Source organism: Patiriisocius marinus, from assembly GCF_008974325.1.
GTDB classification, from domain to species: domain Bacteria; phylum Bacteroidota; class Bacteroidia; order Flavobacteriales; family Flavobacteriaceae; genus Patiriisocius; species Patiriisocius marinus.
In genome coordinates this window covers 78,974-93,553 of sequence record NZ_BKCG01000005.1, presented here as the reverse complement: position 1 = coordinate 93,553, position 14,580 = coordinate 78,974, and the positions used below count along the sequence as shown (strand labels likewise).

Genomic DNA, 14,580 nt, shown 5'->3' with positions numbered 1-14,580 from the left:
TTTGTTTTAGTTAATACTGGGTTTTAATAGAACTCAGTATGCGGCTAGTTATAAATTAACTAAGCTGTTTAAATATTTTCGGCTAACTGAAGTGCTTTTTGTAAAGCTCCTAGTTTGTTATATACTTCTTGTAGTTCCTTCTCTGGATCACTATCATTTACAACTCCTGCTCCTGCTTGAAAGTGTAGTGTATGATTTTTACTTACAAAACTTCTAATAATAATGGCGTGATTAAAGTTTCCTTTAAAATCCATAAAACCAATGGCTCCACCATAAAAATCTCTGTTTACATTTTCGTATTTCTCTAATAATGTCATTGCGTTATGTTTAGGAGCACCACTTAGCGTTCCAGCAGGAAATGTGTCTGCAACTACTTGCATTGTTGCAGTGTCTTTATTTTTAATAGCAGTAACCTTACTTACTAAATGTATTACGTGAGAGAAAAACTGAACCTCGCGATATGTTTCTACTTTTACATTACTTCCGTGACGACTTAGATCGTTTCTGGCAAGGTCGACTAACATTACGTGTTCGCTATTTTCTTTTTCGTCTTCGGAAAGTTGTTTTGCTGAAATAGCATCTAATTCATCATTACCAGTTCTTTTAAATGTTCCTGCAATAGGATGAATTTCTGCTTGGTCACCGCTCACTACTAATTGTGCTTCTGGAGAAGATCCAAATATTTTAAAATTTCCGTAGTCAAAATAGAATAGGTAAGGGGATGGGTTTACACTGCGTAAAGCTCTGTAAACATTAAACTCGTCACCTGTAAATTGTTGTGAAAATCGCTTGCTTGGTACAATTTGAAACACATCGCCACGTGCACAATGCTCTTTGCATTTAAGAACTAACTCTTTAAATTCCTCATCTTTTAAATTAGTTGTAGGTTGCCCTTTTTTGGCAAAAGGATATTCAGCGAAATTTTTAGAGGTTATGAGTCGTACTATTTCATCAATATTACTTTCATTCTCATAAGTATGAGCGAAAATATAGGCTTCGTTATTAAAGTGATTGATAGCTATTACGTTTTGATACACCGCGTAATATGCATCGGGAATTTCAAGGTCCCCTTTTTTCTTAGCCATTTCGATATTTTCAAAATACCGAACCATATCGTAGGACATATAGCCAAATAATCCATTGTTTATAAACTTAAAAGCTTGGGGGTTATCTGCTTCAAATGATTCTGAAAATTTCTGAATTATTTTTGGTACATCTGTCGATTTGTCAATCTTTAAAATTTCAGAAGTTCCATCAGGAAATGTTTTAGAAATAGTTTCGTTTGCAACTTTTATTGAAGCGATTGGATTGCAACAGATATAGCTAAAACTATTATCGTTTGCGTGATAATCACTACTTTCAAGTAATAAGCTATTTGGAAATTTATCGCGTAATTGTAGATATACAGACACTGGAGTAAGAGTGTCTGCCAATAGATTTTTGCTGTATGTTTTTAAATTGTATTTCATTTTTAAATAAAAAAAAGGCTTGTCGTGAATGACAAGCCTTTTGTATAATAGATACCAAATAGTGCTATGCTCACGAAAATTGTCGAGAGTTATTCCACCACCAAGTATGATTGTTTGTTGTTTGCATAATTTTAAAGTTCAAAGATAGTAACTTCATAAAATTACACAACTTAAATTTTCCTTAAAATTTTAAAGTGACGTCTAGATTGAAGTTATCTGAGATTGTTTTATCTCCTAAACCGTCAAAAAAGCTTCCTGATCCGTAACGAACATTATACTTTGTTCTGTCTACTTTTAATGATGTTGTAGCGGTGTTTTTAGTTGTAGCTAAGTCAAAATAAATTGGCTCAGTTTTTCCTTTAATTGTAAGATCTGCAACGACTTCATAACCACCAGACATTTTCTGAACTTTAGTAAATTCTAATGTTGCTTTTGGGTAATTAGTTACGCCAAAAAAGTCATCACTTTTTAAATGTCCTTCTAATTTTTCTTTTCCTTCGCCAGCTTTTAAATCTGTTACATTGATCGATGACATGTCTACTGTAAACTTTCCGCCAGTAATTGTTTCTCCGTCCATTTCGATAACCCCATCACTAAATGCGATTGTTCCTGTGTGAGAACCAAGTACTTTTTTACCTTCCCAGTTAATTGAGCTAGCGCCTGTGTCGATTGATTTTTTAGTTTGAGCTTGTGCGAAAGCAGTTGAGCCTAAAATGACTACTGCGATTAAAATTGATTTTACTGTTTTCATAGTTATTTGCCTTTAAAGTAGGCCTCCTTTTTTTAATTGTTAATTTCTAAGTTTATCTAGTAAAGTGTTAAGTGTATTCAGTTCTTCTTTTGTGAGATTTGCCAATTGCTTTTTATTGTTTTCTTCAGTGATAGGGTCAAGTGTTTCTAAAACATCTAAACCTTGAGGGGTAATAAATAGTTCTATTTTTCTTCGATTTTTTTTACAAACCTGCCTTTTTACAAAATTTTTCTTAATTAATTTATCAATCAATCTAGTTGTATTACTGCTCTTGTCAACCATTCGTTCTTGTACAGTAGATAGATTAGCAGCAGCCCCTTTTTGACCTCTTAAAATTCTAAGAACATTGTATTGTTGAGCACTTATATCAAACTGTTTAATATGCGAAAGCAAGCCTTCCTCAATAATACGGCTAGTAAAAATGATATTAATAATTGTTTTAGTTTCTAACCTAAGTGATAAATCGGATTTTATTTCTTCTTCAATTCCCATATTTGTATATACAACTGTTGTTAGTACAAATGTATGTGTTTGTTTTAGTTTTTGCCTCATTCTTTAACAAATATTTAATAGTAGAATTTTAGCTTTCATTATTTTTGGGAGTATTTTTAGCTTATGAAATATCTAGTAATCATACTTCTAGCGTTATTTGCTTCTTGTAACAAAGGGGTGAAAGATGAAGTGTCTATACATGAAGAAACTACAATTTTACAAGAGGGAAGTAAGATGACTTCTGAAACTTTAAGCAATCAAAATATTGTGAAGGTAGTTGATTATAACGCTCTTGCTCCATTGTTAGCTAAGCAAAACGATACGACCTATGTAGTGAATTTTTGGGCTACTTGGTGTAAACCTTGTATTAAGGAATTACCAGCTTTTGAAAAATTGGGTAAGACCTATATAAGTGATAAGGTGAAGGTCATATTAGTAAGTTTAGATTTTCCTGATAAGTTAACTTCTCAGGTGCTTCCATTTATTGAAAAAAATCAAATTGAAAGTGATGTAATATTGCTAGATGATGCTGATGCAAACTCTTGGATTCCTGCAATTGATGAAACCTGGAGTGGAGCAATACCTGCAACAATTATATATAATAAAAATAAAAGAACGTTTTATGAACGCTCATTTACATACCAAGAATTAGAAAAAGAAGTTAAATCAATTTTATAAAGTCCGAAGTGTTTCGGCATTAAATTATGAAAATATATTTTAAAATGATAGTGGTAGCTGCATTAATGAGCCTAGGTTTTGTTAGTTGTAACAACAAAGAAAGTAAGAGCGAATTAGCAATTGCAGAAGGAGATTCAGTTGAGAAAATTTCCGAAGAAAAGGAAGAGAAACTTGATATGAAAATTCGTGATGGAAAATTAATTAAGGGATACGGAATAGGAGATGAGGCAATAGATTTTAACCTGAAAGATGTCGATGGCAAAATGGTATCGATGTCAGATTATAAAGATGCTAAAGGGTTTGTTGTAATTTTTACGTGTAATACGTGTCCCTTTGCTGTAGCTAGTGAGAAGCGTATAGTTGCATTAGACAAAAAATATAAGGCTTTAGGATTTCCAGTAATTGCTGTAAATCCTAATGATCCAAATGTGCAGCCAGATGACACTTATGAGTTAATGCAGGAAAAAGCAAAGGAAGCTGGATTTACATTTCCATACTTGTATGACGCTAATGACAAGGTGTATGCAGCGTATGGTGCAACTAAAACTCCACATGTTTATTTGTTACAGAAATCTAATGAAAAGCTTATTGTTAAATATATAGGAGCGATTGATGACAATGTACGTAATGCAAGTGCAGTTAAAGAGACATTTTTAGCGAATGCTATTGATGCATTGCTAGAAGGCAAAGAAATTGAGAAAAAAGAAACTAAAGCTATTGGGTGTTCAATTAAGGTATAGTTGACATTCTGAAATTTTAAATGCCGAAACTTTGATGAGTTTCGGCATTTTTTTTGCTAAAGAGTTTGTTATTAGTAATTTTACTGAAAAAATAAATAGTGGTTCCACTTTAAGAACAAACTCAAATGAAAGATTTAAATCAACAACAATGGCGAGAAGAGCTTGCTAAAGATACAGATGCGGTAATTATAGATGTACGTACAGAATTTGAAATAGCAGAAGGATATATACCAAATGCAATTCATTTAGATATTATGAATGCCGGCTTATTTATGGATGGCGCAAATAAACTTGATAAGGAGAAAAATTACTTTGTATATTGTAAAGCTGGAGGCCGTAGTGCACAAGCTTGCATGATAATGGAGTCGATAGGTTTTAAAAATACATACAACTTAATGGGAGGATTTTCTCAATGGGTTGGGGAAACTACCATATAACTATGAAATATTTAAATAAATTATTAGTAATAGGTTTAATGCTTGTAATTGTTGCTTGTAACAATGTTCAAGGAACAGAAGGTGTTTCTGGAAATGGTATTATTGAAGTGGTAGCGCCAAGAGCAATGTATGATGTGCTAAAAGATCAAACAGGTGCTCAATTAATTGATGTGCGTACTGATAAAGAGTTTGGGGCGAGTCATTTAAAAAATGCACAGAACATTTGTGTTACAGATGATGATTTTAAACAAAAAGTTACAGCTTTAGATAAAAATAAACCAGTATATGTTTATTGTAAAAAGGGTGGAAGAAGCGCTCGTGCAGCCAAAGTTTTAAAGGAAATGGGTTTTACTAAAATTTACGATTTACAAGGAGGTATTACTGCTTGGGATAAAAATAATCTCGAAACTCAAAAGTAAACTTCTATAACTTGTAATTAAACGTATTACTTTAAAGACAAAAAAAATACCGCTATAAAGCGGTATTTTTTTTATCCTAAATCTGTGGGTAAACCACCTAATCTTTTTTCTATTTTTTTCTTTTTAACAGTCAGCTCCTTCATTTTTTCCATAAGGGCTGGATCTTTAGTTTTTTTAAATTCTTCGTTGATGCCTAAAATTAATCTTTTGGCTTCTCTTGATGCAGCTACTTTGTCACTAGTTGACATATGACTCATCTTAGCGTTTAAAAAGACTTCTGCATCTTGCAATAATTGCTTGCTCATGTATTCATTTAATTAATTGACGGTAAAACTAGTTAAACAATTTGTAGTAGCCAAATTCTATTATAAATTGGTGTCTATGAGAGTATTGATATTACTTATAGTTTAAGTAGTTTTGTTTTTTTAAAATCAAATAAATGCGTGTAAATACTTGTTTTACAGGTGTTTTTAGCGCGAAATGTTTATTTTTTAGATTCCTTTAAAGATTGAAAACTTTAACATTTTCGAGTAAAATATTTTTTTCTCATTAAATTATTATAAGCTATTTTATAAATTTAATTGAATGTTATGATTTTTTGAACTGAAAATCTGCATCTTTTATTAGTTGAAGTATTGTTTATTATTAGTGTCAAAATACTTAATACCGTGTCTTTTTTTTATCTTGTTAACTAAAATTATAAATATGAAAAAAATTACAATACTAGTAGCATTATTAACTTATGGTGTAAATGCTCAAGTTTTTCCAGCACCTTATTGTGATATTGATGATGCAGGAACTACTGTAGAAGAAATAACAACTATTAGTTTTGGGGATGTTAGTTTTACTAACACAGATACGTCTTCTATTTTAGTAGATATGACTTCTGAAATAGCTGTTCTCGAATCAACTTCTACTGTGGCAACATTTTCAGTAGCTGGAAATACAGCAGGGAATTTCGATAACGAAATTGTTGCTTTTATAGACTGGAATCAAAATGAGATTTTAAATGATCCAGGAGAAGTTTATGAGATGGGAACAATTACTAGTTCAGATGGTAATGATGGAGTTACTGTAAGTTTTGAAATAAGTATTCCTGCTGAGGCTTTACTTGGAGAAACTAGAGTTAGAGTTACTAAAATTTATACTGATGCTGATTCACCTGCTGAAATTGATCCTTGCGCCATTTCTTTCAATCCTTTTGGTCAAGGTGTTTTTCCTGGATTTGGACAAGCTTTAGATTTTTCACTTCAAGTGGGGATTTTGGATATAGATTCATTTGATACTAGTGCATTAAATATATATCCATTGCCTACTAATGACGTTCTAAATGTGTCATATAAAACTGAATTAACAGGTTTAAAACTATATAATATTTTAGGCCAAGAAATTATTTCGAATACTATTTCGGCTACAAATACAACTATTGATATGTCTGGATTAAATCCGGGAATTTATATGTTAAAAGTATTTTCAGAAACAGGGTCACACTCTGTGAGAGTTGTGAAAGAATAGTTTTTAGAAATTAAATTTTATAAAAAAAAAGCCACACTTTTAAGTGTGGCTTTTTTTTTTAGTGGAGCCGGAGGGATTCGAACCCTCGTCCAAACGTGCACTTGCACGGCTTTCTACATGTTTAGTTTTCATTTAGATTTTCGTGAATTTGCCGGTCGAAAACTACCAACGCGTCCCTTATCCTAAATTAGATGTCTCAAGCGCATCTAGGTACTACGCTCGATAGGTTTACTTTTACGAAGTCACTAAATCGATTGCCGTAAACCAAGGCTCTCGAGTGACTTCCTGCTTGTCTACCTTGTAGACCGAGGCACTATCCTACTATGATTCGGATTATGCAGCTAGGGCGTAGTTGTTCTCGCCGTTTAAAAAGTGTGAAAAATGAGATTTAAGAGCTGTTTCCCAGCGCTCTACATGCTTACTGTACCAGTTAACCCGCTGTCAAAACCAGTCGGCCCCATAATTAAGTTGTCAGCTATTAATTGAAAATGGAGTTTGAAATACACCAATCAATTAAACACTGGGCTTAATTTAAGATGGCAAAGATAACAGAAATCAACTATCTTTGAGTCACAATACAAACACAAAATCTATACCAAATGCCAATTACATTTGCCATCCTTAAAGAACGTAAAAATCCACCTGACAGACGTGTTGTTTTTTCTCCTGAAAAGTTAAAAGAAGCTGCATTGCAATTTCCAGAAGCACATTTTATTGTAGAATCAAGCGATATTAGAGTTTTTCCAGATACTGCTTATGCCGAAGCTGGATTTAAGGTTTTGGATGATGTGTCTGAGGCCGATGTAATGTTAGGGGTAAAGGAAGTACCAGTGGAAGCATTAATACCTAATAAAAAGTATTTCTATTTTTCACATACTATAAAAAAACAACCTTATAACAGAAAGTTATTGGTAGCAATGCTTGATCGTAATATTGAAATGTTCGATCACGAAACAATTGTAAAGCAAAGTGGTGCTCGATTAATTGGTTTTGGAAGATATGCGGGTTTAGTTGGAGCTTATAATGGATTTAGAGCTCTTGGTATTAGAGATGGTTTATTTGAACTTCCTAAAGTAGAACATTTGACAGATCTTAATGCAGTTAAAGCTGAGTTAGATAAAATCAAACTTCCAGCTATTAAAATATTATTAACTGGAACTGGAAAAGTCGCAAAAGGAGCTAAGGAAATTTTAGATCATTTGAACATTAAGCAAGTTAGTGATGCATTATATCTCACATCACAATTTACAGAGCCTGTTTACTGTATGGCAGATGTAATGGAATATAATAGGCGTAAGGATGGTAAAGTTGGTGATAAATATGCTTTTTATAAGGATCCAACACCGTATGAAAGTAATTTTATGCCATATGCATCTGAAACAGACTTTTTTATTGCAGGTCATTTTTACGGAAATAATGCACCTTATTTATTTACAAGAGATGATGCAAAACTAGAAAATTTCAGAATTAATCTAATTGCGGATATATCTTGTGATATAGATGGACCTGTTGCAGCAACAATTAAACCTTCTACGATTGCTGATCCTTTTTATGGATATGATCCACAAACCGAAACAGAAGTTACCATGGATGCGTCAGGTTGTATTACTATGATGGCTGTAGATAATTTACCTTGTGAATTGCCTAAAGATGCTAGTGAAGGCTTTGGTGAAATGTTTCTTGAATATGTAATTCCGGCATTTTTTAATAACGATGAAAATGGAATTTTGAAAAGAGCTAAGATTACCGATTCATCAGGAAAACTAACAGAGAGGTTTAAATACTTAAGTGATTACGTTGTAGGTAAGTAATTTTTTTAGCGAACCATTACAATTAAGCTTATTTATTAAGATGACATTATTTAATGTCTTTTTAACTTTAATTTTTGGATCTGCAGATAGCAGTCTGTTTACCTGAGATAGAATTATCTGGCCTGTTGCTACTGGTAATAGTTAATAAAATATTTAGCAATTTTATAGCCAATTAATATAATTTGTAGAAACGAGAAATCTTTTGGGTTTCTCGTTTCTTATAATATACTTGACCAAGTATTTTTTAAAAAAGAAACATAAACTTTAGAGGAAGTTTAGAAAAAGCTCATATGACTGTGTATTTCATCGAATAAAACACTGTTTTTGTGCTGTAAAGGCTTGCTGTTAACTTAAAATTCTTACATTTAGTATTAAGTAACTAGATAAAACTTGTAGTTTTGTCTTTAACCCGCAAGTTATGAAAAACAAAATTACTTTAGGATTGTTATTTTTTATTGGATTACAAATTAATGCTCAGGTTGGAATCAATACTTCAGATCCCCAAGCTACTTTAGATGTTAATGGTTCAGTTAGAATACAAAAAAGATCAATGGATCACGGTCAAGCCGTTAGACTTTTAGGAGTAGATGAGCAAGGAGTAATATTAGAACTTGATATGGATGAGAACATCTATATTGAGGGTGATAAGGTTAAATATTCTGATAGAAAAGCTGGTGTAAACCAAGTTTCATTGATAGGGATTACTTTATTAGATAACCTTGCTGGAATTATATGGCCTGGCGCCACTGGAGATGGTAAAGCTATTGTACGTCTTACGGTATTACTTGGTGATGTTGAGTTAACAGGTATTGATATGTCAGCCTTCACGAGCCCAATGGATGCTCATGGGTATACATTGTCATTATACAGCGTTAGTGGTGAAGTGAAAATCAAAAACCAAGATAATGGCTCTATCACAAGAAATCAATTTATATTAGGTGGTGGTTCTGATATTACTATCAAGCAATATGAAATGATTAAGTTGATGTATGATGGAATATTGGAAAAATGGATAGTGATGAGTAAACATTAGACTATATTATAAATAATTAAAAGCACCTACAATATATATTGTAGGTGCTTTTTTATAACTCAAACTTTAGGAAAACTACTGTAATAGAGGTTTTGGTAGTACAGACAACTCATTGTTTCATTGACTCTAATATTTCTCAAGTAGCTTATATTAAACTAACTTTAAAGCTATGCGAAAGCTATGTTGCAGATTTCAAGTAGCAAGATTCGTAAGTTTTAAATGTTGTTTATGATTCAGATCTATAGAACTTTTATAATTGCTTTATAGATAATTAAAGTGAGAGAGATCAATTGTAGAGCTATCGTGTTTCCAAAATAAACAAATATGCAAACACACTATATTTAGTTTATTTAAACGAATAGAAATTTGGGGTGATTTTCAATTTTAATTAAATACTAAGTGTACTTAAGTAAGTGAAATTTATATTAATACAATCTAAACTTGTAAGTAAATTGGTATTAACTAGCTCGTGAAATAGTAATGTTAGCTAATAACGTATTTAAAAATTGTTCATTTGAATATGGCTTAATTATTATCCCATTCATTAAATTAAAAGAATGTGCTCCTACTACCTTTTCTTTATCTACAGCGGTTAACGCTATAATAGGTATTTCATTATCAAATGATCTAATTATCTCAGTGGCTTCAAACCCATTCATTTCTGGCATATTGATGTCCATTAGTATCACATCATATTTATTGTTTTTAGCTAGTTCAATGGCTTCTTGTCCACTTCCAACGGTGTTGCCTTTTGCGCCATGACGTTCAACAAATTTTCTTGTTATTAATTGATTGATTTTATTGTCATCAACTATTAGAATATTTAATTCACTTAATATAGTTTTAATACCCTCTGGTGAAATTTCGTCGAGTACTTTTGTTTCTGCTATTCCGTAGTTCAAACTAAAAGTAACAATTGTTCCTTTTCTCAATTCACTATTTAAAGCTAATTGTCCACCCTGTTGCTCAATTAATTTTTTTACTATAGGTAGTCCTAAACCTGTCCCCATAAAATTTTGCCCAGTTCCAGTTTGTGCATATTTATTATAAATAGTTTTGAGAGTTTTCTCATCTATCCCTATTCCTGTATCTTTTATCGTAAAAGCAATTTCAATATTGTTTTTAGTACTAGCTATTTCTTCAAGATTAATTTCTATTACTCCATCATTTGTAAACTTAGATGCATTCCCGAGTAGGTTTATGAGAATTTGAGAAATTTTCATCTCATCACCCGAAATAATATTAGGTATTGAGTGATCAATAGTTACAATGTATTTGTTAGGATGGTCTTCACTCAAAAATTTAGATGATTCTACCGTGTTGTATACCAAATTTCGGATATCAAAATTTGAAATTTTTATGTCATCTGGTTCGTCACTTTCTAATTTATTAAAATGTAAAATATTATTTACAAGCGACAATAAGTAATCAGCAGAGAATTTTAGTGATTTTAGGTGTTCTCGCTCGCTTTTAAAAAGTTTATTTTCAGAAAGCATATTCGAAATCCCAATAATACCATACATTGGGGTTCTTAGTTCATGAGTGATATTAGAGTAGAGTATACTTTTAGCTTTCATTAATTCTTCACTACGTTCTTTCTCTTCTAGATATTGTTTGTTCTTTGCTCTAAGACTTACAACTAGTTTTTTTCTGTTTAAATAAGAAAAGAAGAGAATTGTTGAAAAGATTAAAAGAATTCCAGAAGCTATTTTAATCCAAAAGAAAGTAGTTTCTTGCTTTGCTTGTTTTTCTTTTATTTCAGTTAGTAGATTAGCTTCTTCAATCTTTTTTTGCATTTCCACAACCTTAAATCTTGTTGAAACGGTTTGTACAGCTTCAATTTTGTCAACCTCAAATTTTTCTTTTTCTAAATCATCTAAAATTTGTTGATTTTTAAAAGCTGCCTTGTATTTTCCTTGTTTAGCATAAATTTTAACAAGGGTTTTATATGATTGAATTTTTCCATCTAAATGATTTAAATTCGAAAAAATTCTAATACTTTCATTCAAGTTTTTTATAGATTCTTCATTATTTCCTTTTTGAAATTCGTAGTTACCTTTGTTTAAAGAATAACTTCCTTTAAAGCCAATAAACGTTTCTTCATTAAAATATTTTGCTGATTCTATAATAAACTTTTCTGCATTATCTGGTTCATTTAATTTCAAATACATCTCAGCAATATTTGAATTCAGAACTAATAATTTATTTTTGGTGTTTAATATTTCAGCAATCGGGAGTATATCTTCATAAAGCTTAATGGCTTTTCTTTGAGAAGTTGTGTCTGATTTTAGTGCGTGGTAATTTGCTAGATCTATTTCAGCGGCTAATCTCCAAGCTGTATCATTTCTTTTTAAGGCATATTCAATTGAATTATTGAATATTTTTTTAGCTCTAATAGAATCATCAATTTCTAAATAAGAACTTCCTAAATAACTAGAAATAAATTTATATTGTTTTAAATAACCAGAACTGTCTGATAATCTAATCGCTAATTCACCTTCTTGTATCGTTTTGTCATAGTTATTTTTGAAAAACTCAGTTTGAACTATTTGCATTAAACTATCGATTCTCTTAATGTTAACAGAATCAACAGCAACAGTTTTCCTCTCCTGAGCGATAAGCCCAAAACAAGTGAATACAGATATATAAATAAGAATTAGGTGCCTCAAACCATTTTATTTAAAATCAAATATATATAATTTTATTTCATATAGCGCGTTAAAATGCGTATAAAAACGTTAAAGTGTAATTATCTTGTTTAGTTGTAGTACAATTCTTTCAAATTGTTTGTTTGCTAATGTAGCGAATAAACAAGTAATTAGTAATCAATAAGATGCTCCCTATAAATACCGTAGTTGTAATTACTAGCCCAATTTTAGATTCGTCTATAAAACTAGTTAATACGTTATTTAATAAGCCTAACGGGTTTTGAGCGATATTCCAACTGTTCCACCGTTCAAATCTTCCTAAGTAAATTCCGTAACCTGATAGAAATGGAATCATAAATTTTATAACACGAACGATTTTCTTAGAAAACTTCCTTTCAAAAATTTTCATCATTTGTCTAACTGAGTATAAGTAGAATAAGAGTCCGCTTAATGCAAAGGCACTGATAATTATCCCATCAATCACAATTGAAACGGAGGATTGATTAGTTAAATGTATTAAATCGGTAAGTATATATGGTGCGTTTGGTAAAAATAGTAACCACATACTACTTCCGGCAACTAGTGTAAATGTATTAATGTCATTTTTTGATTCTAAATAGGATGAAACTATATAAGGTACTGCGGCTAAAAATAAATTCCAAACCAAGAATATTAGAAAAAATGATTGGGTTATTTTTAAACGAAGCCCTAATAATGCAATACTGCTAATAGTTGCAATTGATAAAATGGCTAAGGTTTCAAAATTCTGAAATACGTATGCTTTAATATGTTTCATTTGATCTGTGTTTTTCAATTAATATAATAGGAAGTATCCCTAAAATGTATGCTAGAATATCGATGATGTCATAGCTGTTTCCTATAAACAAAAGCAATACTCTGTTAGTAATATTTAAGTATTCATTAAGCTTATAATATTGTGATATTTCCGAAGCTATTGCGATAGTCAGTACAAGTAGTGCCGCTTTCATTTTAGAGAGTTTGGTTATCATTCTAACTAAGCAATAGAGTAGTGGTATTATCAGTAAATCGCCTACATAATATCGTATCCACTTATGAAAGTGAAATACGGCAATAGCTATTTCTGTAACAAGGATTAATATAAATATGGTGCTATATTTTTTCATACATTATAGTAGTTTCTAAACATATAGCCGAAAATTTCAAAACTGAAAGTTTCAGCTAGATGTTCAATTGTTAATTGTTTACTATTTCCAATCTAGTTTTCGGCTAGCAAACATGATAATAGCGAGAATTACAAATAATCCCACACTTCCTACAAGTAGCGCATAATTTTCAAGCTGAATAATTACATAGATAAATCCATATAAAGAAGACAGTGAAAATGCAATAAGTATTGGGAACTTCATTTCTTTAAATACAATTTTACTGTACACGGTTATTAATAACATCACAGCACTTGCCGAGATTAAATAGGCTTTTAAAAACGAACTATGCTCACTTATAGAAATTAACAGCGTGTAAAATAATACTAACGCGAGACCTATTAATACATATTGAAATGGATGAATGTATATTTTGCTCCCTATTTGAATCATTAAAAAGACTAGAAACGTAAGCCCAATTACTAGAAAACCATATTTTGCCGTGCGTTCACTTTTTTGATACTCGTCCACAGGGATTATTAAATCTGCACCAAAAGCAAAATGAGTTAAATTTGGCAAAGTATTATAGAACACTTGCTCAAACTGTCTGTTTATTTGGTACACTTCCCAGTCTGCATTAAAGCCCTCTTTAGTAATCGTTTTAGAATCTTCAATTGGTAAAAAGTTACCGTTAAAACTAGGCGAGTGCCAGTTAGATGTCATAGAAACTTTAGATTCTTTTCCTATAGGTATAAACTGCAAACGCTCGCTTCCGTTCACTTTTATGGTGAATGAAAATGGCATCGCCTGTTTTGCTTTAGTTTCAAATTCAGGAATTACTTGACTTTGAATCGTGTTTAAATAATCCTTTGTAAACTTTGGGTTTAACGCTAAAGCTGAATCATTTAATTGCACTTCCATATTGCTCCGTATACCTTTTATGTTTGTAGTTTGAATAACTACAGTGGCTTTCTCCCATAAAATATCGCTTAGCGGGATATCTTTTTCTGATAAATCTATCTTCGGAAATGTTCCAGAAACATTCATGTCTGCAGTAAATACTACCGATTTATAAATGGCTCTATTTCGTTCTAGCGTGTTTACATCTGCCTCCACATTTAAATCATCCGGAAAAATATAAGCGATGTTTGTGATAGTTTCAGTTCTAGTTTCATATTTTTTAGTATCGGAATTAAAGTGTTCCGTTTTCTCTATGGTTTTATATGGAATTTTTAAAATAGGTCCAGAAATAATCACCTCATTTCCCCATTTATTATTGATTTCCCTAACTACTTCAACCTGCCTTGATGATCGTTCATAAATAAGACTTTTTACAAACTCTAGCGGAATTAATAAAACCACTAATAAAAATCCTACAACAATCATTCTAGCTGATATAGAGTTGCGTAACCAGTATCCAAATTTTCCTTTTCTCTCTTCCATAATAAGTTGTTTTATAATTA

The 14,580-nt window shown here is 31.4% G+C and carries 15 protein-coding genes and 1 other RNA gene; 7 read left to right on the top strand and 9 right to left on the bottom strand.

Annotation, left to right across the window (positions count from 1 at the left end; genetic code table 11):
- Positions 1 to 68 precede the first annotated feature (68 nt).
- The 3 genes from GBH57_RS10410 to GBH57_RS10400 form a co-directional block, all read right to left on the bottom strand.
- Entirely contained in the window at positions 69 to 1,469 is a 1,401-nt protein-coding gene (locus tag GBH57_RS10410) for an anthranilate synthase component I family protein (protein WP_151674434.1), read from the bottom strand.
- 181 nt (positions 1,470 to 1,650) lie between these two features.
- Positions 1,651 to 2,220 carry a YceI family protein gene (locus tag GBH57_RS10405; protein ID WP_151674433.1) on the bottom strand — a complete coding sequence of 190 codons (570 nt, stop codon included), beginning with the start codon at positions 2,218 to 2,220 and terminating at the stop codon, positions 1,651 to 1,653.
- Positions 2,221 to 2,259: 39 nt separating this feature from the next.
- Entirely contained in the window at positions 2,260 to 2,712 is a 453-nt protein-coding gene (locus GBH57_RS10400; protein WP_151674573.1) for a MarR family winged helix-turn-helix transcriptional regulator, read from the bottom strand.
- Between the two features lie 123 nt (positions 2,713 to 2,835).
- Between GBH57_RS10400 and GBH57_RS10395 the strand changes: the two genes are divergently transcribed.
- The 4 genes from GBH57_RS10395 to GBH57_RS10380 all read left to right on the top strand — a co-directional run bounded on the left by GBH57_RS10395 (position 2,836) and on the right by GBH57_RS10380 (position 4,986).
- Positions 2,836 to 3,390, top strand: a complete 555-nt coding sequence (locus tag GBH57_RS10395) for a TlpA disulfide reductase family protein (RefSeq protein WP_151674432.1) — start codon at positions 2,836 to 2,838, stop codon at positions 3,388 to 3,390.
- 26 nt (positions 3,391 to 3,416) lie between these two features.
- The gene (locus GBH57_RS10390) at positions 3,417 to 4,130 is read left to right on the top strand and encodes a thioredoxin family protein (protein WP_373865836.1); all 714 of its coding nucleotides are present in this window, start codon (positions 3,417 to 3,419) and stop codon (positions 4,128 to 4,130) included.
- 125 nt (positions 4,131 to 4,255) lie between these two features.
- Entirely contained in the window at positions 4,256 to 4,567 is a 312-nt protein-coding gene (locus GBH57_RS10385; protein WP_151674431.1) for a rhodanese-like domain-containing protein, read from the top strand.
- A 2-nt stretch (positions 4,568 to 4,569) separates the two neighbouring features.
- A complete protein-coding gene (locus tag GBH57_RS10380) occupies positions 4,570 to 4,986 on the top strand; it encodes a rhodanese-like domain-containing protein (RefSeq protein WP_235904691.1) in 417 nt (138 codons plus the stop codon).
- Positions 4,987 to 5,057: 71 nt separating this feature from the next.
- Here GBH57_RS10380 and GBH57_RS10375 read toward each other — a convergent pair whose 3' ends face one another.
- Positions 5,058 to 5,291, bottom strand: coding sequence for a hypothetical protein (locus GBH57_RS10375; RefSeq protein WP_151674430.1), 234 nt, complete (start codon positions 5,289 to 5,291; stop codon positions 5,058 to 5,060).
- Positions 5,292 to 5,691: 400 nt separating this feature from the next.
- On the opposite strand from GBH57_RS10375, the gene GBH57_RS10370 reads away from it, so the two are divergent.
- Positions 5,692 to 6,501 carry a T9SS type A sorting domain-containing protein gene (locus GBH57_RS10370; protein ID WP_151674429.1) on the top strand — a complete coding sequence of 270 codons (810 nt, stop codon included), beginning with the start codon at positions 5,692 to 5,694 and terminating at the stop codon, positions 6,499 to 6,501.
- 59 nt (positions 6,502 to 6,560) lie between these two features.
- Here GBH57_RS10370 and ssrA read toward each other — a convergent pair.
- Positions 6,561 to 6,960, bottom strand: a transfer-messenger RNA (tmRNA) gene (gene ssrA / locus GBH57_RS10365).
- A gap of 146 nt (positions 6,961 to 7,106) precedes the next feature.
- Between ssrA and GBH57_RS10360 the strand changes: the two genes are divergently transcribed.
- Positions 7,107 to 8,312: an NAD(P)-dependent oxidoreductase gene (locus GBH57_RS10360; RefSeq protein ID WP_151674570.1), complete on the top strand. Its 1,206-nt coding sequence runs from the start codon at positions 7,107 to 7,109 to the stop codon at positions 8,310 to 8,312.
- A gap of 418 nt (positions 8,313 to 8,730) precedes the next feature.
- Complete coding sequence (locus GBH57_RS10355; RefSeq protein ID WP_151674428.1) at positions 8,731 to 9,345, top strand: hypothetical protein; 615 nt, start codon at positions 8,731 to 8,733, stop codon at positions 9,343 to 9,345.
- Between the two features lie 458 nt (positions 9,346 to 9,803).
- Here the strand turns inward: GBH57_RS10355 and GBH57_RS10350 are convergent, their stop codons facing one another.
- The 4 genes from GBH57_RS10350 to creD form a co-directional block, all read right to left on the bottom strand.
- Positions 9,804 to 11,900, bottom strand: coding sequence for a response regulator (locus GBH57_RS10350; RefSeq protein WP_161596090.1), 2,097 nt, complete (start codon positions 11,898 to 11,900; stop codon positions 9,804 to 9,806).
- A 223-nt stretch (positions 11,901 to 12,123) separates the two neighbouring features.
- The gene (locus tag GBH57_RS10345; protein ID WP_151674426.1) at positions 12,124 to 12,789 is read right to left on the bottom strand and encodes a DUF1361 domain-containing protein; all 666 of its coding nucleotides are present in this window, start codon (positions 12,787 to 12,789) and stop codon (positions 12,124 to 12,126) included.
- Positions 12,776 to 13,138: a ribosomal maturation YjgA family protein gene (locus GBH57_RS10340; protein ID WP_151674425.1), complete on the bottom strand. Its 363-nt coding sequence runs from the start codon at positions 13,136 to 13,138 to the stop codon at positions 12,776 to 12,778. The genes GBH57_RS10345 and GBH57_RS10340 overlap by 14 nt, the downstream gene beginning before the upstream one ends.
- Before the next feature lie 81 nt (positions 13,139 to 13,219).
- Positions 13,220 to 14,560, bottom strand: a complete 1,341-nt coding sequence (gene creD / locus GBH57_RS10335) for a cell envelope integrity protein CreD (protein WP_151674424.1) — start codon at positions 14,558 to 14,560, stop codon at positions 13,220 to 13,222.
- Positions 14,561 to 14,580: the final 20 nt, after the last annotated feature.